This is a genomic window from Curtobacterium sp. AC273, assembly GCF_979253735.1.
Genome location: NZ_CEEDDU010000003.1, coordinates 103088 through 125522, shown reverse-complemented (window position 1 = coordinate 125522; position 22435 = coordinate 103088). Strand labels below are relative to the sequence as shown.

Sequence of the window (22435 nt, the reverse complement as noted above, 5' to 3'; positions counted from 1 at the left end):
CGTGCGCGTGCGTGCGCACTCACAGGTGGTGCAACGCTGGCATGGCGCGATTCCCAAGTCAACCAGAGAGTCAGATGTTGCGCGTGTGACCGATGTGACGAACGTGGCGGTGTGCGTCGTCCCGCGGCTCTGGCAACATGGGGCCTGTGAGTGCTGCACCCGCCGACGACCTGTCCCTCTCCGAGCGCTGGCTGACCGTCCCCGAGCTGGTGGACCTGTTCAGTACCAGCCCCGGCCGGATCCACCGCCTGTTCGAGGAGAAGACCCTCCTCGCCGCCCGCGTCGGCGGTGTCCTCCGGGTACCGATCGAGTTCCTCGAGGAGCGCGAGCCGATGCCCGAGCTGCGCGGCACGCTCACCGTGCTCAGCGACAACGGCTTCACCGACGACGAGGCCGTCCGCTGGATGCTCTCCGTCGAGGACGCCCTCGGGACCTCGCCGGTCGCCGCGCTCCGCGCCGGCCGCAAGGCCGAGGTGCGTCGCGTGGCGCAGTCGCTGCTCTAGACCGGACCTGCTGACGGACAGGAGGCACGGTGCCGGCTGGCACCGTGCCTCCTGTCCGTGAACGGTTGCGTCTACGCCACGCGACGGCTGACCGTGTCGGCCAGCGCCACGAGCTGCTCGCGCGCCGACGGCGTCAGCGGAGCCGCCTCGATGGCGGCCTTCGCGCGCTGCACGTGCCGATCGATCGAACGCTCCACAGCGGCCACCGCACCGGACTCGGTGAGGGTCGCGCGGAGCATCTGCACCTGGCCCTCGTCGAGGTCCGGGTCGCCCAGCAGCTCGTCGAGCAGCTGGCGCGGACCGCTCGCGAGCGTCTTCCGAGCGGACGCGATGAGGACGGTGCGCTTGCCCTCCCCCAGGTCGTCGCCGGCGGGCTTGCCGGTGACCTCCGGGTCGCCGAACACGCCGAGCATGTCGTCGCGGAGCTGGTACGCCACGCCGAGGGGGAGTCGAACGCGCGGAGCCCTCGAGCTGCGCCTCGGTCGCGCCGGCCACGAGGGCGCCGATGAGCAGGGGAGCCTCGACCGAGTACTTCGCCGACTTGAAGACGATGACGCGCTGGGCCCGGACGAGGTGCTCGGCCTCGTCGATGGACGGCCAGGCGGTCTCCTCGTGCACGTCGAGGTACTGCCCCGCCGTGACGTCGAGCCGCATGGTGTGGAACTCCTGGCGGACGATCCGGCCGCGGGCGGGCTCGAGGAGCGCGAGGCCCTCGTCGAAGACCGCGTCGCTCAGGGAGAGCAGCAGGTCGCCGAGCAGCAGGGCCGAGTTCGTGCCGTACAGGCCGCGGTCGCCGACCCAGCCGGACTCCTCGTGCAGGGACTCGAACCGGCGGTGCGCAGCGGGACGCCCGCGGCGGGTGTCCGAGCGGTCCATGATGTCGTCGTGGACGAGCGCCGCGGCATGGAAGATCTCGAGCGCGGCCGCGACCGTGACGATCGCCTCGGCCGTGGTCTGCCGGGGAGCCCTCGGCGAGGGGGTCGAACGAGCCCGACCGACCGGCCACGGACTGCCAGCCCCAGTAGCAGAACAGCGCCCGGAAGCGCTTGCCGCCGGAGAGCAGGTCGCGCGCGTAGGTGTCGAACGGAGCGAGGTCCGGACTGATGGCGGCGAGCCGTTCACGTTGGTCGTCCAGCGCCCGATCGATGCGCGCCGACACGAGGTCCACTAATCGCGTACTCTCAGCCACACTCCCTACCCTAGTGGAGTGGTCGAGTCGTAGACTCGACCCACCTCAACCACGCGTCGATCCCAGGAACAAGAGGGAACACAGATGCCACTCTCGGAGCAAGAGCAGCGACTCCTCGAAGAGATGGAGCGGAGCCTCTACCAGAACGACTCCGACTTCGTGGCGCGCGTCACACGCCGCCAGGGTCGTCCGAGCTACACGTCGATCACCCTCGGGGTGCTCGGTGCACTCGCGGGCGTCGCCATCGTCATCGTCGGGTTGGTCCTCCGCCAGCCGCTCATCGGCATCCTCGGCTTCGTCGTGATGCTCGCCGGTGTCCTCTTCGCCCTCCGACCGGGGATGCGCGCACCGAAGGCGAAGGCGCCTCGGTCCGGCGGCCCCGCGTCCGGTGGGGCCTCCCGTCCGAGTTCGGGCGGTGGTGCCGGCGGTGGGTCCTTCATGGACCGCATGAACGACCGCTGGGACAAGCGGAACGACCAGAGCTAGGCGCTCTCCACACTCCTCCACGGGGTCGGTCCTTCGGGACCGGCCCCGTTTTTCGTGCGGTCGGCGCCGCGTCGGGGCGGGGGTCTGCCCAGCGGGTCGAGTTCGCCACGCCCGGCCCGCCCGCCCGGCCGCCGGCCCGCCCGGCCGCCGGCCCGCCCGGCCGCCCGGCCGCCCGCCGGCCCGCCCGCCCGCCGAGATCGCACTCGGGACGCCTTCCGGGCCCGATGTCGGGCGCCGAAGTGCGATCTCGGCCAGGACCGGGGGGGGGTGCCGGGCGCACGGGCGTCGGCGCCGAGCCGCCCTGTCTGGCCGCCCGCAGCACGTCGTACCCGCTCGGCGATGGGCCGCCCGCCGGCCCGCCCGCCCGCCCGCCCGCCGAGATCGCACTCGGGACGCCTTCTGGCCCGAGGCCGGGCGCCGAAGTGCGATCTCGGCGAGGACCGGGGCGCCGGGCGCACGGCGGGCGCACGGCAGGCGCACGCCCGGCACGTCCGCCGCGCCGTCGGGCGGCTCCTGGAGCTGCGAAAAGTCCTCCACTTCCCTCCACGCCCTCCACTCCGCTCCACCGGCCCGCGGTTCCGCGCGACTGTGGGCATCTCGTACATGTCGCCGACGCCAGAACCGCCCCAGAACGGGGCACGCTGGCGATTCGGGAGAGCGATTTCCTGGCTGAGGGGGAGGGGGAGTGGAGTAAAGTGGTGGACACAACGGTCCGGTGGAGCGGAGGGGAGGCCCGGCGTGCTGCTCGGTACCCATGCCCCGAAGCTCGACGAGAAGGGTCGCGTGATCCTCCCCGCCAAGTTCCGGGACGAACTGTCCGGGGGGCTCGTGATGACCCGCGGCCAGGAGCGCTGCGTCGTCGTCTTCAGCGCGGACACGTTCGAGCAACTGCACGAGCGCATCCGCACCGCTCCGATGACGTCGAAGCGCACCCGGGACTACATGCGTCTCTTCCTCTCGGGAGCGAGCGCCGAGACGCCCGACAAGCAGAACCGCGTCACCATCCCGCAGAACCTCCGCGAGTACGCGGGGCTCGAGCGGGACCTGACGGTCATCGGCAGCGGTGACCGTGCCGAGATCCTGGTCGACCCCCGCGTGGAGAGGCCTACTACGCCGAGGTCGAAGAGGGCTTCGCCGACAACGACGAGGAGGTGATCCCGGGGATCTTCTGATCCGTGGATCAGGACTCCCAGCCGTCCGCCCTGACACACCTTCCCCGGTGTCAGGTCGCATGGATGGGGATCCGGACCCGCGGCCCAGGAGACAGAGGGGCTGCACATGGCAGAACACGACCAGACCGACGGGACACCGCGGTTCCCGCACACGCCGGTGATGCTCGAGCGCATCGTCGACCTCTTCACGCCGACCCTCGACGGGCCGGGCAAGGTCGTCGTCGACGCGACGCTCGGCATGGGCGGCCACTCCGAGGGACTGCTCGAGCGTTTCCCGGAGCTGACGCTGATCGGCCTCGACCGCGACACCGACGCGCTCGGCATCGCGGGGGAGCGTCTCGCCCGGTTCGGTGACCGCGTCCGCCTGGTGCACACCGTGTACGACGGCATCGTCGACGCGATCGAGGGCGAGGGCTTCACGGAGGTCGACGGGGTCCTGTTCGACCTCGGCGTCTCCTCGCTCCAGCTCGACCGGGCCGAACGCGGCTTCGCGTACAGCCAGGACGCCCCGCTCGACATGCGGATGGACCGGACCGAGGGGCAGACCGCCGCCGACGTCCTGGCCACCTACGACGAGGGCGAACTCCGCCGGATCTTCCAGCGCTACGGCGAGGAGAAGCTCGCCGGCCGGTACGCCCGAGCGATCGTGGAGCGCCGTGCGACGAAAGCCGTTCGAGATGTCCGGCGACCTGGTGCAGGTCCTTCACGACGCGACACCGGTGGCCATCCAGCGCCAAGGGCACCCGGCGAAGCGCGTGTTCCAGGCCCTCCGCATCGAGGTCAACGCCGAACTGAGCGTCCTCGAACGGGCGATCCTCGCTGCCCTCGACGCGATCGCGGTCGATGGCCGGATCGTCGTCGAGTCGTACCAGTCGCTCGAGGACCGCATCGTCAAGCGGGCCCTGACCGCCCGGACGAAGTCCAGCGCACCCGCCGACCTGCCCGTCGAACTGCCCGAGCACGCACCGACCTACTCCCTGGTCGTCAAGGGCGCCGAGCTGGCCGACGAGGCCGAACGCGCCGCCAACCCACGAGCAACCCCCGTGCGCCTGCGCGCGGCCCAGCGGATCCGGAAGTGACATGAGCACGAACCTCGCACTCGTCGACCCCGCCGTCGTCCCGTCCCGCGCTCCGCGGCCCACGCGGCACGACCGACCGGAGCTCGTCGAGGTCACCCCGACCCGCGCCCAGCGCCGCGCTCGTCCCCGGATCGCCTACGCGGTCGTGGCGGTGGCGGCGCTCGGCATCCTGCTCCTGGCGCAGCTCGGGATCAGCATGGTGCTGAGCCAGGGCGCGTACACGCTCAACTCGCTGAGCACGGAGCAGACCAACCTCTCCCGGACGCAGCAGTCGCTGTCCGAGGAGCTCCGGGTGCTCGACTCCCCGCAGAACCTGGCGCGCAACGCCCAGGCCCTCGGGATGATCGCGAACGCCACGCCCGTCTACCTCGACCCGCGCACCGGCCGGGTGTACGGCACGCCGACCCCGGCGGTCGCCGACCAGGCCACCGCGAGCACGGAGAACCAGGTGCCGAACTCGCTGCTGGCCGACGTCCCGCTCGCTGCGCAGCAGGGCGACACGTCGACGAGCAAGGAGAGCGGCTCGACGACCGGCAGCGACGGCAAGGCCGCCACCGACGGCAAGGCCGCGACCGACAGCAAGGCAGCGACCGACAGCAAGGCCGCCACCGACGGCAAGCCCGCGACCGACAGCACCGCCGGTGCGACCGACGCTGGGAAGACCGCAGGCGCCAGCGCGTCGGGCGGGGCATCCTCGACGGCCGACGTAGAGTCCGACCCGAACCCGCTCCAGGCACCCTCCACCCGGTGACCTGCGGGCCCGGCGCTCCCTGACCGAGGGCGCTCCAGCTCCATCGCTCCGCCCCGGGAAGGACCGCACCGCGTGACGAAGACGATCCGCAGCCGACGACTGCGCTACAGCGTCGTGATGATCGCCGTGATCGCCCTGGTGGCGGTCTTCGTGATCCGACTGGTCGACATCCAGGTCGTGCAGGCCGCCGACCTCAACGAGCAGTCGAAGCAGAAGCGGAGCATCCCGGTCACCATCTACGGGACCCGCGGCTCGATCGTCGACCGATCCGGCACCGAACTCGCCGACAGCGTCACCCGGTACAACATCACGACCGCCCCACGGCTCGTGAAGAAGTTCGAGGGCAAGCTCGGCGGGACCCGCGTGAAGGAGGTCTCGGTCGACACGGCGCTGTCGGCCCTGGCCGAGGCCTCCGGTGGCGACGTCGCCACCATGAAGAAGAACATCGCGGCGAACCCGAAGTCCGACTTCGCGTACCTGGTCAAGGGCCTCGACGTGAAGCACTACGAGGCGGTGCGGGCCCTCAGCATCCCCTGGCTCTACCCGGAGCAGCAGTCGGCTCGGTCCCTACCCGACCGCTGCCACGACGAGCAACCTCACCGGCTTCATGGGGACCGACGGTGCCCAGGCCGGCCTCGAGCTGGCGTACGACAAGTGCCTCGCGGGCTCGAACGGCTCCGAGACGTACGAGCGCGGTGAGGACGGCGTCCAGCTGCCGGGCAGCACGGTGACGACCAAGAAGGCCAAGGACGGCGGCACGCTCGAGACCACGATCGACAGCGACCGCAGTACATGGCAGGGCAGACGATCGCGTCCGCGGCGAAGACGCTGCAGGCGGAGTCCGCCACCGCGACGGTGACGAGCGTCAAGACGGGCGAACTCCTCGCGGTCGCCGACTACCCGACGGTCGACCCGAACGACGTCGACGCGACCACCGACAAGGGTGCCTTCGGGTCGCGGGCGCTCACGGCGTCCTACGAGCCCGGGTCGACGATCAAGGCCGCCATCGCCGCCGCGCTCATCGACCAGGGCAAGTCGAGTCCCACCGACGGGATCACGGTGCCGTACACGCGCTCGTTCCCGTGGGGCGGCTCGATCAAGGACGCCGAGTTCCACCCCACGGAGCACCTGACGCTCGCCGGCGTGCTGCAGAACTCGTCGAACGTCGGCATCACCGAGCTGGGCGAGCGGTTGAGCAAGCAGCAGCGCTTCGACTACATGAAGAAGTTCGGGCTGTTCCAGCCGGAGTCGGCGATCGACTACCCGGGCCAGCCGTCGATGGACTACGGCACGAGCCCGAACTGGGACGACCAGACGAACATCAACTCGATGTTCGGCCAGGGCATCTCGACGACGGCGGTCCAGATCGCCAGCGTCTTCCAGACGATCGCGAACCAGGGCGTGCGGATCCCGCTGCACTTCGTCAAGGGGTGCGAGACGGCCGACGGGAAGACGATCGACGCGCCCGACGTGCAGCCGACGCGCGTGGTGTCCGCGAGCGCCGCCACGCAGGTCACCGACATGCTGCAGAACGTCGTCAAGGGCGGCACCCTGTCGGGCATGGCGCCCATCTCCGGCTACAACATCGCCGCGAAGACCGGTACCGCCGAGGTGGCCGAGGGGTCGAAGGGCTACGGCGGTCAGCAGCATCATCTCGGTGGCCGGAATGGCACCCGCCGAGGACCCCCAGTATGTTGTCACGGTGACGTTCACGAAGCCGCAGACGACGAAGTTCTCCGTCCGGTGCAGCTCCGGCGTTCCGAACCCTCATGTCCCAGGTGCTCGAGAAGTACCGAGTAGCCCCCTCCACGTCGCAGGCGAAGCTGTACCCGTCCACGTGGTGAGGAAGAAGGAGCACTTGTCCGCACGGATCCCCCCGGTCCTCCGACCCGAACACCCCACCCCGAGGGCCGTCGCCGAACTCGCGAACGCGTTCGGTCTGCGTGTCGTCGGCTCGCTCGACGCCGTCGAGACCACCGGCGTGACGCTGAGCGCCGCCGAGGTGCAGCCGGGTGACCTCTTCGTCGGGGTGCACGGAGCGAACCGGCACGGCGCGCGAGTTCGCGACCGAGGCCGCCGAGCGCGGTGCCGTCGCGGTCCTGACCGACGCCGACGGCGTGGCCCTGGCCGAACCGTCCGGCCTGCCGGTGCTCGTCGTGGACGACCCGCGTGCGGCCCTGGGCGACGTGTCGGCGTGGGTCTACCGCACCCACCCGGACGAGGCCACCGACCTGCCGCAGCTGTTCGCCGTCACCGGCACGAACGGCAAGACGAGCACCTCGTACATCCTCGAGGGGATCCTCAAGCAGCTCGGGCTCGTCACCGGCCTCAGCTCGACGGCGGAGCGCCACATCGGCACGCTCAGCGTCACGAGCCGGCTCACCACGCCCGAGGCCAGCGAGATGCACGCGCTCCTCGCCCGGATGCGCGAGAGCGAGGTCCGCGCCGTCGCCGTCGAGGTGAGCGCCCAGGCCCTCAGCCGGCACCGCGTGGACGGCATCGTCTTCGACGTCGCGGCGTTCACGAACCTCTCGCACGACCACCTCGACGACTACGCCGACATGGAGGAGTACTACCGCGCGAAGCTCCCGCTGTTCGAGCCGGAGCACGCCCGCCGTGGCGTCGTCTCGCTCGACACGGACTGGGGCCACCGCGTGGTGCAGGACTCCCGGATCCCGGTGACCACCATCACGGTGCACCCCGACGTCGAGGCCGAGTGGCACGTCGACATCGTCGAGGCCCACGCCGCGTACACCGAGTTCCGCCTGACCGGCCCCGAGGACCGCGAGCTCACCACCCGTGTGCCGCTGATCGGCTGGCACATGGCCGCGAACGCCGCCCTGGCGATCGTCATGCTGGTCGAGGGCGGGTTCGAACTCGGCACCATCGCCCACGCGCTGGAGAGCAACCACCGCCACTACGCGGACGAGGACGGCGATCGCGGCGACCACGGCCAGCAGCGCACCGTGTCCGCGATCGAGTGCTACCTGCCCGGCCGCACCGAGCGCGTCTCCGGTGATCGTGGGCCGAGCGTGTACGTCGACTTCGGGCACAGCCCCGACGCCTTCGAGAACACCCTCGCCGCCGTCCGGCAGTTCACCCCGGGCAAGGTCCTCATGCTCTTCGGTGCCGACGGCGACCGCGACAAGACGAAGCGCGCCGACATGGCCCGCATCGCCGCGGCCGGGTCGGACATCCTGGTCGTCACCGACCACCACCCCCGCTTCGAGGACGCCGCGTCCATCCGGAAGACCCTCGTCGACGCCGCGCGCGCCGCCTACCCGGAGCACGAGATCCACGAGGTCAGCCCGCCCGAGGCCGCGATCCGCACCGCCGTGGGCCTGCTGGGCGAGGGCGACTCGATCCTCTGGGCCGGCCCCGGTCACCAGGACTACCGCGACATCCAGGGCGTCCGCACCCCGTACTCGGCACGCGACGAGGCCCGTCAGGCGCTCCGCGAGGCCGGGTGGGAGCCGAACTCCGGCCCCGCCGAGGACGTCCGATGATCGCCCTGACCCTCGCCGAGATCGCCACCGCGGTCGACGGCGAGCTCATCGGTGGCGCCCAGGCGACGGACGTTGCCGAGCCCGGCGACCTGGTCGTCGAGGGCTCGGTGGAGACCGACTCGCGCCTCGTGCGTCCGGGCAGTGTGTTCTTCGCGCTCCCCGGTGAGGTCACCGACGGCCGCCGCTTCGTCGCGGCCGCGGTCGAAGCCGGCGCCGCACTCGTCATCACGCCCGAGCGCGTGGAGACCGCCGCGCCGCAGATCGTCGTGGCCGACGGCTACGAGGCCCTCGCCGCGCTCGCGCACGAGGTCGTCACGCGCGTCCGGATGAGCACCGCCGACCGCGTCGACTCGGACGGCCGCCCGGCGCCCCTGCGGGTCGTCGGCATCACCGGCTCGAACGGCAAGACGAGCACGAAGAACATGCTCCGCACGATCCTCGAGCAGCACGGCGAGACCGTCGCGCCCCAGGGGTCGTTCAGCAACCACGTCGGGGCACCGATCTCGATGCTCCGGGTCACGTACGACACGCGCTACCTCGTCGTCGAGATGGGGGCGAGCGGCGTCGGCCACATCGCCAAGCTCGTCTCGATCGCCGAGCCCGACGTCGGCGTCGTCCTCAAGGTGGGCCTCGCGCACGCCGGCGAGTTCGGCGGCATCGAGGCGACGCAGCGCGCGAAGTCCGAGATGGTCACCGACCTACCGGCCTCCGCGACGGCCTCCTCAACGTCGACGACGACCGGGTCGCCGTCGATGCGCGACCTGACGGCCGCCCAGGTGGTCGGTTTCGGCACGTCGGCGGACGCCGACTACCGCATCACCGGCATCGAGACGGACCGCAGCGGCACCGCTTCACGCTCACCGCGCCTCCCGTCCGCCCCGAAGGCGACCGTCCGACGGACGCAAGCCTGTCTGGAGGCGCGGATCACGTCGACGTGCGCCTCGCGATCCTGGGTGAGCACCACGCCATGAACGCGTCCGCCGCGCTCACGGTGGCCCACCTGTGGGGCGTGCCCCTCGCCACCGGCGCCGAGGCCCTCGCGTCGATGACGCGCGCCGAGCGCTGGCGCATGGAGCTCCTCCAGGGCGGGCCCGAGGGCGTCACGGTCATCAACGACGCCTACAACGCGTCCCCGACTCCACCGCAGCGGCGCTGCGGACCCTGGCGCAGATCGTGCGTCCGGGGGAGCGGACCGTGGCCGTGCTCGGCGAGATGGCCGAGCTCGGCGAGTTCTCCGTCGAGGAGCACGACCGCATCGGCCGGCTCGTCGTCCGTCTCGGCATCGGACAGCTCGTGGTCGTCGGCCGCGCGGCGATGCCGATCCACCAGGCCGCCACCCTCGAGGGATCGTGGGACGGCGAGTCCGTGTTCATCGAGGACGTCGACGACGCCGTCCACCAACTGCAGGACATGCTCCGCCCCGGCGACGTCGTCCTCGTCAAGTCCTCGAAGTCCGCCGAACTGCGATTCCTCGGCGACCGCCTCGGAGGTGCTCACCGAATGATCGCCCTCCTGATCGCCGGCGCCGTGTCGCTGGTGTTCACACTGCTGCTCACGCCGCTGTTCATCAAGCTGTTCCACCGCCTCGGCTGGGGACAGTTCATCCGCGACGACGGCCCGCAGTCGCACCACACGAAGCGCGGCACGGCGACGATGGGCGGCATCGTCCTCATCATCGGCGCGGTGCTCGGCTACTTCGTCGGGCACCTGGTCGGGCGTGACTCGATCACGCTGTCCGGGCTGCTCGTCCTGTTCCTGATGGTCGGCCTCGGGTTCGTCGGGTTCATCGACGACTTCCTGAAGGTGCGACGGCAACGGAGCCTCGGGCTCGGCGGCTGGGCCAAGGTGCTCGGCCAGGTCATCGTCGGTGTGATCTTCGCGACCATCGCCCTCGTCGTCCCGACCGCGAACGGCAAGCCGCCGGCGTCCACCATGGTGTCGGCGATCCGGGACATCCCGTGGCTCGACTTCATGGCACTCGGCACCGTCATCGGCACCGTGCTGTTCCTGGCGTGGATCGTCCTGCTGACCGTGTCGACGTCGAACGGCGTGAACGTCGCGGACGGCCTCGACGGCCTGGCCACCGGATCGAGCATCCTGGCGATCGGGTCGTACGTCATCATCGGCTTCTGGCAGTCGAACCAGATCTGCGGCGGCGCCCGGCTCGACGCCAACACCGCGCACGCCTGCTACACCGTGACGAACCCGCTCGACCTGGCGGTCGTCGCCGCTGCGGTCTGCGGCGGCCTGATCGGCTTCCTCTGGTACAACACGTCCCCGGCGCAGATCTTCCTCGGCGACACCGGCTCGCTCGGGCTCGGCGGTGCCCTGGCCGGCCTCGCCATCCTCAGCCGCACCGAGCTGCTGCTCGTCCTGATCGGCGGCCTGTTCTTCATCGTCACCGGTTCGGTCATCCTGCAGCGGGCGTACTTCAAGATCACCCACGGCAAGCGCATCTTCCGGATGAGTCCGCTGCACCACCACTTCGAGTTGAAGGGGTGGGCCGAGGTGACCGTCGTCGTCCGGTTCTGGATCATCGCCGGACTCTGCGTCGCAGCCGGTGTCGGCCTCTTCTACCTCGAATGGATCGCGCGCGTTGGCTGATCGTCTCGACGCCCTGGACAGCTGGTACTCCGAGGGGTGGAAGGGGCTGGACGTCGCCGTCCTCGGGCTCGGTGCCACCGGCTTCTCGGTCGCCGACACCCTCGTCGAACTCGGCAGCGACGTGACGGTGTACTCGACCGACGCTCCAGCCGACAGCGTGGAGCTGCTCGACGTCATCGGGGCGCGCTTCGTGCAGGTCCCGCTCGACACCGTGCCCGACGCACTCGTGCGGCAGGCGCCCGACGTGGTCATGGTGTCGCCGGGACTGCCGCCGCACAACGCGACGGTCGCCTGGTCGGTGGCGAACAGCACCGTGTGGGGCGACATCGAACTCGCCTGGCGCGTCCGCGACAAGGTCGTGCGCGGCCCGATCGCCGCGCCCTGGGTGACGATCACCGGCACGAACGGCAAGACCACCACGACGCAGCTCGCCACCGCCATGTTCGAGGCCGGTGGCCTCCGTGCCGTGGCGTGCGGCAACATCGGCGTGCCCGTCCTCGACGTCGTCCGCGACCCGGACGGCTTCGACGTCCTCGTGGTCGAGCTGTCGAGCCACCAGCTCCACTACATGCCGACCACCGGCGACGGGGCGGTGGTGCCGCTCGCGAGCACCTGCCTCAACATCGCCGACGACCACCTCGAGTGGCACGGCTCCGCCGAGGCGTACCGCGCCGCGAAGGCGAAGGTCTACGAGCGCACCGTGATGGCGTGCGTCTACAACACGACCGACGACGTCACCCGGCACATGGTCGAGGAAGCCGACGTCGTCGAGGGCTGCCGCGCGGTCGGCTTCGGCCCCGGCATCCCCGCGCCGGGCGACGTCGGCATCGTCGAGGACGTCCTGTGCGACCGCGCGTTCGCCGAGAACCGGCAGAGCAGCGCGCTCGAACTGGCCACCGTCGCCGACCTCGAGCTGGCCGGGCTCGCCAGCCCCCACATGACCATGAACGTCCTCGCCGCCGCGGCCCTGGCCCGCGCGGCCGGCGTGCAGCCGAGCGCGATCCGCACGGCCGTGCAGGGGTTCCGTGCGGACCACCACCGCACCGAGCTCGTCGCGACCGCCGACGGCATCACGTGGATCGACGACTCGAAGGCGACGAACCCGCACGCCGCGACCGCGTCGCTCGGCGCGTTCGACCCGGTCGTCTGGATCGTCGAGGGCCTGTTCAAGGGCGTCGACGTGGACGGACTGGTCGAGCGCTTCGGCCCGGACGTCCGCGGCGTCGTCGTGATCGGCACCGACCGGACCCCCGTGGTCGAGGCATTCGCGCGACACGCGCCCGGGGTGCCCGTCCTGCAGGTCGAAGCAGCGGACACTGATCAGGTCATGCCCGAGGCGGTCCGGCATGCCGCTTCGGTCGCGAGACCGGGCGACACGGTCCTCCTCGCCCCGGCTGCGGCGTCGTTCGACCAGTTCGGCTCCTACGCGGACCGGGGGCGTCGATTCGCGGCGGCGGTCCACGAGCACCTGGGAGGAAACGCCGATGGCGACGACGGATCTTCCGAACGGTCGTAGCAGAACGGACACCGCGCACGCGCGTCCGAGTGGGACAGCCCGCCGGACCAACGGCGCCGTCGTCGCCGTCAAGAACGTCTTCGTCGCCGAGTCGAGCACCTTCTACACGATCCTCGGCGTCACGCTCTTCCTCGTCGTCTTCGGCGTGGTCATGGTGCTCTCGTCGTCGAGCGTCGAGCAGTACGCCGCGACGCACGACTTCTTCGGCGCGGCGTCCCGCCAGGGCCTGTACGCCGTCCTCGGTGTCCCGCTCATGCTCATCGCGAGCCGCCTGTCCGCCCGCTTCTGGCGGCGCTGGGCGATGTGGATCGTCGGCATCGGCCTGGTCGTGCAGGCGCTCGTCGTCCTGACGCCGCTCGGCTACTCGATCCAGGGCAACCGGAACTGGATCAAGCTCGGCTCGTTCACCGCGCAGCCGTCCGAGATCCTGAAGCTCGCCCTGGTGCTCGGCATCGGCGCGATCATGTACGTCAAGCGCGACAAGCTCGACGACTGGAAAGAGGTCTACATCCCGATCGGGATCGCCGCCCTCGGGTCGATCGGCCTCGTGCTCCTCGGCGGTGACCAGGGCACGGCGATGATCATGCTCATCCTGGTCTTCGGCGCACTGTTCGTCGGCGGCGCCCGGGCGAAGCACCTGCTGCTCGGCCTCGTCGCCCTCGCGGTGGCGCTGCCCTTCGTCACGATGGCGTCGAGCTCCCGGCAGAACCGCATCAGCGCCTGGCTGTCCGGCTGCACGGACACGAGCCAGTACCAGGACCTCTGCTGGCAGCCGGTCCACGGCATGTGGGCACTGGCGTCCGGTGGCGTGTTCGGCGTCGGGCTCGGCAACTCGAAGGCGAAGTGGTCGTGGCTGCCCGAGGCGGACAACGACTACATCTTCGCGATCATCGGCGAGGAGCTCGGCCTGGTCGGCGCCGTCGTCGTGCTCGCCCTGTTCGTGGTGCTGGCGATCGGCATGATCAAGATCATCCGGCAGTCGAACGACCCGTTCGTGAAGACGGTGACGGGCGGCGTGCTGGCGTGGATCATCGGCCAGGCGCTCGTCAACATCGCCGTGGTCCTCGGCCTGCTGCCGGTCCTCGGTGTCCCACTGCCACTCATCTCGGCCGGTGGGTCCGCGCTCATCATGACGCTCGTCGCGATCGGCGTCGTGCTGTCCTTCGCGCGCGACCTCCCCGGCAAGAACAGCCTCCCCAGCGCGGCCCCGGTGGGCCGGACCACCACGAACGGAACACTCCGGTGAGCACGTACCTCTTCGCCGGCGGCGGCACCGCCGGGCACGTCAACCCCCTGCTCGCCGTCGCCGACCGGCTGACCGAGCGCGAGCCCGACGCCGAGGTCCTCGTGCTCGGCACCGCGGAGGGCCTGGAGTCCCGGCTCGTCCCGATGCGCGGCTACGAGCTGCTGACGATCCCGCGCCTGCCGTTCCCGCGCAAGCCGAACGCCGCCGCGCTGCGGTTCCCCGGCGCCTTCTGGCGAGCGGTCAAGCGCACCGAGCAGCTCATCCGCGAGCACCGGGTCGAGGTCGTCCTCGGGGTCGGCGGCTACGCGGCAGCGCCGGCGTACATCGCCGCGCGCCGGACGGGCACGCCGATCGTCGTGCACGAGCAGAACGCCAAGCCCGGCCTGGCGAACCGCCTCGCCGCGTTCCTGACGAGCCACGTGGGGGTGACGTTCTCGAACACCCGCCTGCGCCACGGCCGCGTCGTCGGGATGCCGCTCCGCCGTGAGATCGAGTCGCTCGACCGCCGTGCCTCCCGCGCCGAGGGCCTCGCCGAGTTCGGTCTCGACCCCGCCCGACCGGTCCTGCTGGTGACCGGCGGGTCGTCCGGCGCGCGGAGCATCAACCGCACGGTGAACGCCGCCGCCGCGACCATCGTCGGCGCCGGCTGGCAGGTGCTGCACGTCGTCGGCGCGAAGTCCGACATCGGGCCGAGCGACCTCGACGGGTACCACGTGCTGCCGTACTGCGACCGGATGGACCTCGCCTACGCGGCGAGCGACTTCGTGGTCTCGCGCTCCAGGTGCCGGTATGGTCTGCGAGCTCACCGCCGTGGGGTTGCCGAGCGTCCTGGTGCCGTACCCTGTCGGCAACGGCGAGCAGCGCCACAACGCGAAGGACGTCGTCGACGCCGGGGGAGCGGTCCTCGTGGCGGACGCGGAATTCGACGGGGACTGGGTGACGTTCCAGCTCCTGGACATCCTGCAGGACCGCGCCAGGATCGCCGACATGACGGTCCGCGCCGGCAGCGTCGGCCACCGCGACGGCGCCGACCGGATGACCGACCTGGTGCTGGACGCAGCGAAGAACGCCGGCACCGCCGGACACGACGGGCCGAGCACCGGCTCCACGGAGGAAGCATGACCATCAAGCCGGACCTGACGCAGCCGATCCCGGACGACCTCGGCACGGTGCACTTCGTCGGCATCGGCGGCTCCGGCATGAGCGGCATCGCGCGGATGTTCCTCGCCGCGGGTCACCGCGTGACGGGCAGCGACTCCCGCGAGACCGCCACCACGGGCACGATGCGCGAGCTCGGGGCCGACGTGCACATCGGCCACGACGCCGCGAACGTCGGCGAGGCCGACACCATCGTCGTCACGAGTGCGCTCTGGCCGGACAACCCCGAACTCCTCGAGGCGCAGCGCCGCGGCCTGCCGGTCCTGCACCGGTCGCAGGCCCTCGCGGCCCTCATCGCCGAGCACCGCCTGGTCGCGGTCGCCGGCGCGCACGGCAAGACCACGTCGACCGGCATGATCGTCACCGCGATGGTCGAGCTCGGCCTCGACCCGAGCTTCGTCAACGGCGGCGTCATCCAGTCGCTCGGCACCAGCTCAGCCCCGGGCTCGAGCGACCTGTTCGTGGTCGAGGCCGACGAGTCCGACGGCTCGTTCCTGCTCTACGACGTCGCGGTGGCGCTCGTCACGAACGTCGACGCCGACCACCTGGACCACTACGGCAGCGAGGAGGCCTTCACCGAGGCCTTCGTCGAGTTCGCCGCGGAAGGCGTCCGAGCGGGTCGTCATCTCGAGCGACGACGCGGGCGCGAAGGCCGTCACCGCCGGTGTCCGCCAGCGGGAGGACGCCCCCGAGGTCGTCACCTTCGGCGAGGCCGTCGACGCCGACGTCCGGATCGAGGGCGTCACCGAGTCGGCGGGCGTCGAGGTCGACTTCCGCGCCGGCGGCGAGGCGTACCACCTCGCGTCCGCGTCCCCGGTCGCCACAACGCGGTCAACGCCGTCGGCGCCTTCGCGGTCCTGACCGGACTCGGCATCGCCCCGGCGGACGCGATCCGCGGCATCGAGGCGTTCGGCGGCACCCAGCGTCGCTTCGAGCTGCACGGCGTGGAGCGCGGCGTGTCGGTGTACGACGACTACGCGCACCACCCGACCGAGGTCGCCGCGGCACTCAGGGCCGCCCGCAACGTGGTCGGCGACGGTCGCATCATCGCGATCCACCAGCCGCACCTGTACTCCCGCACCCGCCTGATGGCCGGCGACTTCGCGAAGGTCTACGAGGAGCTCGCCGACCACACCGTCGTCCTCGACGTCTACGGCGCGCGTGAGGACCCGGAGCCCGGCGTGACCGGCGCCCTGGTGCAGGAGCGCTTCGCGGACCAGTCCCGCGTCGAGTTCCTGCCCGACTGGGACGAGGCCTCCGCCCGCGCGGCAGCGGTGGCGCGCGAGGGCGACATCATCATGACGCTGAGCTGCGGCGACGTGTACCGCATCATCCCGCAGGTCATCGGCGCGCTCAAGCACGACGGGGCACCCGCCCGGTGAAGCGTCCCGAGGGGTTCGACGAGCGTCCGGCACAGCCGGACGCCTCCGCCGAGGACGCCTCGGCGCCCCGGCAGCGCCGTGCCCCGCTGATCCCGCGGCGTCCGTCGCGCGGGACGTCGCGCGACCGGCCAGGAGGCGCGGCCCGACCCCGCCCCGCCGACCCCGTCGACGAGACGGCGACCCCGACCACCACCGACGGCACCGCCGACGACTCCGGTCCGTCGGCGCGCGACCGCGCGGGCGCCTTCGCCGGCGCGGCTGGCCGCCGGCTCGGCGCCGGCTTCTCGACGGTGAAGGACCGGCTGCGGGAGTACACCCCGACGAGGACCACCCCGAGTCGCACCCCGCTGCGGACATCGCGCCCGGCAGTGACAGGGTGCAGCGTTCGCAGACGGGTGCGATCCTCCAGGACCTGCACGCCGACCAGGACCACGCGACCCCGATCGGCGCCGGTGTCGAGCCGCCGAGACGGCTCGGGAGGCCCGGGTGGCGAAGCGCCGGCGTCGGCTCCTCGAGCGTGCCGAGGTCCGTCGCTTCACCGCCGCAGTCGCCACCGTCGTGCGGCGTGGATCACCGGCGCGAGCATCTTCCTGGCGTTCGGCATCTCGATCCTGGTTGCGGTGTTCTCGCCCCTGATGGCCCTGCAGACCATCGAGGTGAAGGGCACGAACCGCGTCGACGCCACGCAGCTCCGGCAGGCACTCTCCGAGCAGATCGGCACGCCGCTGGCACGCCTCGACTTCGAGGAGATCAAGCGGGACATCGCCGGCTTCCCGCTCATCGAGAGCTACGTCACGGAAGAGGCGCCGCCGCACACCCTCGTGGTGACGGTCACCGAGCGCACCCCGGTGGTGGCGGTGCAGTCGGGCAAGTCGTTCGACCTCGTCGACCCGGCGGGCATCGTCGTGCAGTCCTCCCCGACGCAGCCGGCGAACATGCCCGTCGCCGACGTCGGCAACGCGAAGCTCGGGTCGTCGGTGTTCCGCACCATGACCGAGGTCGTGCTGGCCCTGCCGTCCACCGTGCGGGCGCAGGTGACGAGCGTGAAGGCGTCCACCGCGGACGACGTGACGCTCACCCTGAAGGACAAGTCGACGGTCGTGTGGGGCAACCCGGACGACTCCGAGGCGAAGGCGGCGCTCCTGGCCGCCCTCGTGAAGGACCACTCGGCGCGGAACCCCGGCGTCGTCGTCGAGTACGACGTCAGTGCGCCGGACAACGGCGTCATCCGCGCGAAGAAGTAGCGGATCGTGCGACACGCGGCGTGGCGGGGCGACAGTGCCCGGAGCGCACCCGTAGCGTCGACGCAAGCACCACATCTACCAGCATTGCCCCTGAACTTCAAGTAGAGGTTGAGGGTTCGACCGGAGGCCCGACTGACGTGACCACGAACCACAACTACCTCGCCGTCATCAAGGTCGTCGGTGTCGGCGGCGGCGGCGTGAACGCCGTGAACCGCATGATCGAGCTCGGCCTCCGCGGCGTCGAGTTCATCGCCATCAACACCGACGCACAGGCCCTGCTGCTGAGCGACGCCGACGTCAAGCTCGACGTCGGCCGTGAGATCACCCGTGGTCTCGGCGCCGGCGCGGACCCCGAGGTCGGCCGTCGTGCCGCCGAGGACCACGCGGAGGAGATCGAGGAAGCCCTCGCGGGCGCCGACATGGTCTTCGTCACCGCGGGTGAGGGCGGCGGGACCGGTACGGGTGGTGCTCCCGTGGTCGCACGCATCGCGAAGTCGATCGGCGCGCTCACCATCGGTGTCGTCACGAAGCCGTTCAGCTTCGAGGGCAAGCGCCGCCAGTCGCAGGCCGAGAACGGCGTCGCCGGGCTCAAGGACGAGGTCGACACGCTCATCGTCGTGCCGAACGACCGCCTGCTCGAGATCAGCGACCGTGGCATCTCCATGGTCGAGGCCTTCGCGACCGCCGACCAGGTGCTCCTCGCCGGCGTGCAGGGCATCACCGACCTCATCACGACCCCCGGTCTGATCAACCTCGACTTCGCCGACGTCAAGTCGGTCATGCAGGGTGCCGGATCGGCCCTCATGGGCATCGGCTCCTCGCGTGGTGCCGACCGTGCGATCAAGGCGGCCGAACTCGCCGTGGCGTCGCCGCTGCTCGAAGCCTCGATCGACGGTGCGCACGGCGTGCTGCTCTCGATCCAGGGCGGGTCGAACCTCGGCATCTTCGAGATCAACGACGCCGCCCGCCTCGTGCAGGAAGCGGTCCACCCCGAGGCGAACATCATCTTCGGTGCGGTCATCGACGACACCCTCGGCGACGAGGTCCGCGTGACCGTCATCGCCGCGGGCTTCGACGGCGGCGAGCCGCAGCAGCAGCAGAAGGAACGCCGCTCGAGCTACGTCGACCCCGAGGCCGGCGCGACCGTCCCCGTGGCGACCGCCGGCGGCGCGGGGGCGATCGAGGACTCGAACTCGTCCGCGCCGTCGTGGGCGTCGCAGGAGCACGCGGCGCCGGCGCAGCGCGCCGCCGACCCGGCGTTCGACGACGACGACGACGAGCTCGACGTCCCCGACTTCCTGAAGTAACCAGCTCCTTGGCAGCCGACCCGCGCCTCCCGTCCGCCTCGTCACCAGACGACGGACTGGAGGCGCGTCTCGCATCCGTCAGGTCCGGCATCTCCGACGCGGCGCGCGCCGCAGGGCGGTCGGCTGACGAGCTGACGCTCGTCGTCGTCACGAAGTACCACCCGGCGTCGCTCGTGCAGGACCTCTCCGCCCTGGGCGTCACCGACGTGGGGGAGAACCGGCACCAGGAGGCCCAGGCGAAGGCCGCCGAACTCGCCGACCTGCCGCTGACCTGGCACTTCGTCGGGCAGCTGCAGTTCGAAGAAGGCGCGGCAGGTGCGCCGCTACGCGCACGTGGTGCAGTCGCTCGACCGCGACTCCGTCGTCGACGCGTTCGCCCCGACCGAGGCCGAACCGGAACCACCGGTGATCGACGGCTTCGTGCAGGTCAACCTCACCGACGACCCCGGTCGCGGCGGCGTCCAGCCCGACGCCGTCGAGGCCATGGCCGAGCGGGTGCTGGCGACCGGCACGGTCCGGCTGCGCGGCGTGATGGCCGTCGCACCGCTCGACGAGGAGCCCCGGGCCGCGTTCGCCCGACTGCGGTCGATCTCGTCGCGCGTGGTGTCCCTCGCGCCCGGTGCCACGGACATCTCGGCCGGGATGAGCGGCGACTACGCCGAGGCCGTGCTCGAGGGCGCGACACACCTCCGGATCGGCACCGCAATCACGGGAAATCGCCCGGTCGCGCCCTAGCCTCGTCCCAAGGGCATCCACGAGCACGAACCCCGGAGGAACCATGGCCAACCCGCTGAAGAAGACGATGGTCTACCTCGGCCTCGCCGACGAGGAACTCGAGTACGAGGACGAGCAGCCGCAAGGCCTGCGCGCGCGCAGTCGTCCCGTCAGCAGGCCGCGCCGGCCCAGGCCCCGCGGCCGCACCGGTCGCGCAGGAGGCCCCCGCGCCCGTCGCAGCACCGGTGGCGCCCGCCGCCCCGAGACCAAGACGCACACCCACCAGCGCGGCGCCCAGGTGACCCCGCTCCGCCGCTCGCACACGACCGCACAGAAAGGCAGCACCGGTCCAGGAAATGAACGAGATCCTCACCGTCCACCCCCGCGAGTACAAGGACGCCCAGTCCATCGCCGAGAGCTTCCGCGACGGCATCCCCGTCATCATCAACCTCTCGCAGATGACCGAGGCCGACGCCCGCCACATGATCGACTTCGCCTCCGGGCTGTCGCTCGGCCTGTACGGCAAGATCGAGCGCGTCACGAACAAGGTCTTCCTGCTCTCCCCGGCCCACGTCGCAGTGAGCGGTGAGGCGCCTGAGGTAGAGTCCGACATCGAGGCGTCCTTCTTCGCCCAGTCCTGAGTCCCTCGGGCCCGAGTCCCTCGGGCCCGAGCCCATCGAGGCCCACCCGCCCCGTGAGCGACGTCACGTGACGACGCCCACCCGAGCCGAGCGAGCCCCATCGTGTCCGCGATCTTCACGATCCTGTACTTCCTCCTCCTGCTCTACTTCTTCGTGATGTGGGGACGGTTCGCGCTCGACATCGTGCAGGCGTACAACCGTTCCTGGCGGCCCCGCGGGGACTTCCTCGTGGTCTCCGAGGTCGTCTACACCCTGACCGATCCGCCGATCCGCCACCGTCCGCAAGGCGCTCCCGCCGCTGCGGATGGGGCCGATGCGCTCGACTTCGGGTGGACGATCGTCATGCTCGTGGTCATCATCGCGATGACCATCACCCGAGCGTTCATCTAGCCCAGCCCGACCGCGACACGCGCCACGCGCACGTCATGGTCACGGTTCTCGGGCGCCGTCGGTGTACGGTGGTCGGGATCGATGCTCGCTCCGGCGCAGCATCCGCACCGCAGGGAGCGACTGGTACATTCGGTCGCACCCGTAGCGGTTCCACACGTTCAGCAGTTCTATTGAGGTGACGGCAATGGCTTTGACGCCGGAGAAGACGTAGTCAACAAGCGGTTCCAGCCGACGAAGTTCCGCGAGGGCTACGACCAGGACGAGGTCGACGACTTCCTCGACGAGGTCGTGGTCGAGCTGCGCCGCCTGACGGCCGAGAACGACGAGCTCCGTCAGCGCCTGCAAGGCAGCCGAGTCGGCTCCGCAGTCGGCGCAGGCCGAGCAGCCCGCTCCGACCCCCGAGCCCGAGCCGGAGCCCGCCCCCGTGGCCGCCGCCCGGAGCCCGCTCCGGTCGCCGCTGCCGCGCCGGCCACGACGGTCCCCGCCGACGAGGACACCGAGGGCACCACGAACCTCCTGACGCTCGCGCGCCGTCTCCACGAGGAGCACGTGCGTGAAGGCGTCGAGAAGCGCGACGCGCTCATCGCCGAGGGCACCGCCCAGGCCGCGCGTCTCGTCTCCGAGGCCGAGGCCAAGCAGCGCCAGATCATCGCCGACACCGAGAACACGAACCGTCAGCGTGTCGCGGTGCTCGAGCAGGAGCAGCGTCAGCTCGAGGGCAAGATCGACGAGCTCCGCACCTTCGAGCGCGACTACCGTGCGCAGCTCAAGAGCTACATCCAGGGGCAGCTCAACGAGCTGGACGGCTCGGGCCCCGAGCAGTCCGGTCTCACCCCCCGCGCCGGCATCGGCGCAGGGCTTCGGCAACTGACGTTGTCGCGACCAGCATCACGAGCGAAGGTCAGTGCACGCGCTATCGCGGCACTGGCCTTCGCCGCTGTCGTCGTGGTGGCGCTCGACCAGGGCGTGAAGGCGCTCGTCGTCGCGAAGCTGCCGTACGGCACCGTCGTGCCCGTCCTGGGCGAGGCGCTGCAGTTCTTCTACGTCCGGAACCCCGGCGCCGCGTTCTCGTTCGCGGTCAACATGACGTGGGTGTTCTCCGATCGTCTCGACGGCCGTCGTCGTCGCGATCATCGTGTTCGCCCGGCGGATCCGGTCGATGTGGTGGGCACTCGTGCTCGGCATGCTGCTCGGCGGGGCACTCGGCAACCTGCTCGACCGGCTCTTCCGTGAGCCCGGCTTCGGCCGCGGTCACGTCGTGGACTTCATCTCGACGCCCTGGATGATGCCGGCGATCTACAACATCGCCGACTCGTTCATCTGCATCAGCATGGTGATCTTCGTGCTGCTCGTGATCCTCGGGGTGAACCTCGACGGTTCCCGCGCCCTGACCGCGAAGCAGCAGCGCGCTGCCGACGCCGCCGGCGCCGGGGCCGACGCGTCCGCATCGGACGCCACCCGCGCCTCCAGTCCCGCCGCCACCGACGACCCGCGCGGGCCGCGTGACAGCGGTCGCGACGCGCTCGGACACGACGCGACGTGAGCGA

The 22435-nt window shown here is 71.0% G+C and carries 16 protein-coding genes and 8 pseudogenes; 22 read left to right on the top strand and 2 right to left on the bottom strand.

Features of this window, described 5'->3' with window-relative positions; all coding sequences use genetic code 11:
- Positions 1 to 146: 146 nt before the first annotated feature.
- Complete coding sequence (locus ACZ8AI_RS05270; protein ID WP_464857058.1) at positions 147 to 503, top strand: Rv2175c family DNA-binding protein; 357 nt, start codon at positions 147 to 149, stop codon at positions 501 to 503.
- Positions 504 to 574: 71 nt separating this feature from the next.
- Here ACZ8AI_RS05270 and ACZ8AI_RS05265 read toward each other — a convergent pair whose 3' ends face one another.
- The gene (locus ACZ8AI_RS05265; protein WP_464857056.1) at positions 575 to 940 is read right to left on the bottom strand and encodes a polyprenyl synthetase family protein; all 366 of its coding nucleotides are present in this window, start codon (positions 938 to 940) and stop codon (positions 575 to 577) included.
- Positions 941 to 1031: 91 nt separating this feature from the next.
- Positions 1032 to 1625: pseudogene (locus ACZ8AI_RS05260) on the bottom strand (polyprenyl synthetase family protein); the annotation flags it as partial.
- A 151-nt stretch (positions 1626 to 1776) separates the two neighbouring features.
- Here ACZ8AI_RS05260 and ACZ8AI_RS05255 point away from each other — a divergent pair.
- From ACZ8AI_RS05255 to ACZ8AI_RS05155, 21 genes and pseudogenes are all read left to right on the top strand, one after another.
- Entirely contained in the window at positions 1777 to 2178 is a 402-nt protein-coding gene (locus tag ACZ8AI_RS05255; RefSeq protein WP_464857054.1) for a DUF3040 domain-containing protein, read from the top strand.
- A 738-nt stretch (positions 2179 to 2916) separates the two neighbouring features.
- Positions 2917 to 3350, top strand: a pseudogene (gene mraZ, locus ACZ8AI_RS05250) (division/cell wall cluster transcriptional repressor MraZ).
- Positions 3351 to 3456: 106 nt separating this feature from the next.
- Positions 3457 to 4429 (top strand): annotated as a pseudogene (gene rsmH, locus ACZ8AI_RS05245) (16S rRNA (cytosine(1402)-N(4))-methyltransferase RsmH).
- Position 4430: 1 nt separating this feature from the next.
- Entirely contained in the window at positions 4431 to 5180 is a 750-nt protein-coding gene (gene ftsL, locus ACZ8AI_RS05240) for a cell division protein FtsL (protein WP_464857052.1), read from the top strand.
- 72 nt (positions 5181 to 5252) lie between these two features.
- Positions 5253 to 5879: a hypothetical protein gene (locus ACZ8AI_RS05235; RefSeq protein WP_464857050.1), complete on the top strand. Its 627-nt coding sequence runs from the start codon at positions 5253 to 5255 to the stop codon at positions 5877 to 5879.
- Positions 5880 to 5972: 93 nt separating this feature from the next.
- Complete coding sequence (locus tag ACZ8AI_RS05230) at positions 5973 to 6980, top strand: penicillin-binding transpeptidase domain-containing protein (RefSeq protein ID WP_464857048.1); 1008 nt, start codon at positions 5973 to 5975, stop codon at positions 6978 to 6980.
- 58 nt (positions 6981 to 7038) lie between these two features.
- Positions 7039 to 8686 (top strand): annotated as a pseudogene (locus tag ACZ8AI_RS05225) (Mur ligase family protein).
- Positions 8683 to 9657 (top strand): Mur ligase family protein, encoded by a 975-nt coding sequence (locus tag ACZ8AI_RS05220; RefSeq protein ID WP_464857046.1) that lies wholly within the window; start codon positions 8683 to 8685, stop codon positions 9655 to 9657. Before ACZ8AI_RS05225 ends, ACZ8AI_RS05220 begins: the two are co-directional and overlap by 4 nt.
- A gap of 31 nt (positions 9658 to 9688) precedes the next feature.
- A pseudogene (locus tag ACZ8AI_RS05215) lies at positions 9689 to 10075 on the top strand (glutamate ligase domain-containing protein); the annotation flags it as partial.
- 111 nt (positions 10076 to 10186) lie between these two features.
- Positions 10187 to 11290 carry a phospho-N-acetylmuramoyl-pentapeptide-transferase gene (mraY, locus tag ACZ8AI_RS05210; protein WP_071292815.1) on the top strand — a complete coding sequence of 368 codons (1104 nt, stop codon included), beginning with the start codon at positions 10187 to 10189 and terminating at the stop codon, positions 11288 to 11290.
- Positions 11283 to 12806, top strand: a complete 1524-nt coding sequence (gene murD / locus ACZ8AI_RS05205) for a UDP-N-acetylmuramoyl-L-alanine--D-glutamate ligase (protein ID WP_464857044.1) — start codon at positions 11283 to 11285, stop codon at positions 12804 to 12806. The genes mraY and murD overlap by 8 nt, the downstream gene beginning before the upstream one ends.
- On the top strand, positions 12775 to 14052 hold the full coding sequence (gene ftsW / locus ACZ8AI_RS05200) for a putative lipid II flippase FtsW (RefSeq protein ID WP_464857042.1): 1278 nt from the start codon (positions 12775 to 12777) through the stop codon (positions 14050 to 14052). Before murD ends, ftsW begins: the two co-directional genes overlap by 32 nt.
- A pseudogene (gene murG, locus ACZ8AI_RS05195) lies at positions 14049 to 15174 on the top strand (undecaprenyldiphospho-muramoylpentapeptide beta-N-acetylglucosaminyltransferase). Before ftsW ends, murG begins: the two are co-directional and overlap by 4 nt.
- A gap of 77 nt (positions 15175 to 15251) precedes the next feature.
- Positions 15252 to 16592, top strand: a complete 1341-nt coding sequence (locus ACZ8AI_RS05190) for a UDP-N-acetylmuramate--L-alanine ligase (protein WP_464857206.1) — start codon at positions 15252 to 15254, stop codon at positions 16590 to 16592.
- Entirely contained in the window at positions 16589 to 17836 is a 1248-nt protein-coding gene (locus ACZ8AI_RS05185) for a cell division protein FtsQ/DivIB (RefSeq protein WP_464857040.1), read from the top strand. The genes ACZ8AI_RS05190 and ACZ8AI_RS05185 overlap by 4 nt, the downstream gene beginning before the upstream one ends.
- A 137-nt stretch (positions 17837 to 17973) precedes the next feature.
- Entirely contained in the window at positions 17974 to 19143 is a 1170-nt protein-coding gene (ftsZ, locus tag ACZ8AI_RS05180; RefSeq protein WP_464857038.1) for a cell division protein FtsZ, read from the top strand.
- An 8-nt stretch (positions 19144 to 19151) separates the two neighbouring features.
- A pseudogene (locus ACZ8AI_RS05175) lies at positions 19152 to 19878 on the top strand (YggS family pyridoxal phosphate-dependent enzyme).
- Positions 19879 to 19921: 43 nt separating this feature from the next.
- Positions 19922 to 20498 (top strand): annotated as a pseudogene (locus ACZ8AI_RS05170) (cell division protein SepF).
- A gap of 102 nt (positions 20499 to 20600) precedes the next feature.
- Positions 20601 to 20888, top strand: coding sequence for a YggT family protein (locus ACZ8AI_RS05165; protein WP_464857036.1), 288 nt, complete (start codon positions 20601 to 20603; stop codon positions 20886 to 20888).
- A 288-nt stretch (positions 20889 to 21176) separates the two neighbouring features.
- Positions 21177 to 22121: a signal peptidase II gene (locus ACZ8AI_RS05160; RefSeq protein WP_464857034.1), complete on the top strand. Its 945-nt coding sequence runs from the start codon at positions 21177 to 21179 to the stop codon at positions 22119 to 22121.
- The gene (locus tag ACZ8AI_RS05155) at positions 22048 to 22431 is read left to right on the top strand and encodes a signal peptidase II (protein ID WP_464857032.1); all 384 of its coding nucleotides are present in this window, start codon (positions 22048 to 22050) and stop codon (positions 22429 to 22431) included. Before ACZ8AI_RS05160 ends, ACZ8AI_RS05155 begins: the two co-directional genes overlap by 74 nt.
- Positions 22432 to 22435: the final 4 nt, after the last annotated feature.

What these genes read in the sequence shown, in the direction of transcription:
- ACZ8AI_RS05255 (WP_464857054.1), top strand. Translation starts at nt 1,777, where the DNA reads ATGCCACTCTCGGAGCAAGAGCAGCGACTCCTCGAAGAGATGGAGCGG.
- ftsL (WP_464857052.1), top strand. Translation starts at nt 4,431, where the DNA reads ATGAGCACGAACCTCGCACTCGTCGACCCCGCCGTCGTCCCGTCCCGC.
- ACZ8AI_RS05230 (WP_464857048.1), top strand. Translation starts at nt 5,973, where the DNA reads ATGGCAGGGCAGACGATCGCGTCCGCGGCGAAGACGCTGCAGGCGGAG.
- ACZ8AI_RS05220 (WP_464857046.1), top strand. Translation starts at nt 8,683, where the DNA reads ATGATCGCCCTGACCCTCGCCGAGATCGCCACCGCGGTCGACGGCGAG.
- mraY (WP_071292815.1), top strand. Translation starts at nt 10,187, where the DNA reads ATGATCGCCCTCCTGATCGCCGGCGCCGTGTCGCTGGTGTTCACACTG.
- ftsW (WP_464857042.1), top strand. Translation starts at nt 12,775, where the DNA reads ATGGCGACGACGGATCTTCCGAACGGTCGTAGCAGAACGGACACCGCG.
- ACZ8AI_RS05190 (WP_464857206.1), top strand. Translation starts at nt 15,252, where the DNA reads ATGAGCGGCATCGCGCGGATGTTCCTCGCCGCGGGTCACCGCGTGACG.
- ACZ8AI_RS05155 (WP_464857032.1), top strand. Translation starts at nt 22,048, where the DNA reads ATGTGGTGGGCACTCGTGCTCGGCATGCTGCTCGGCGGGGCACTCGGC.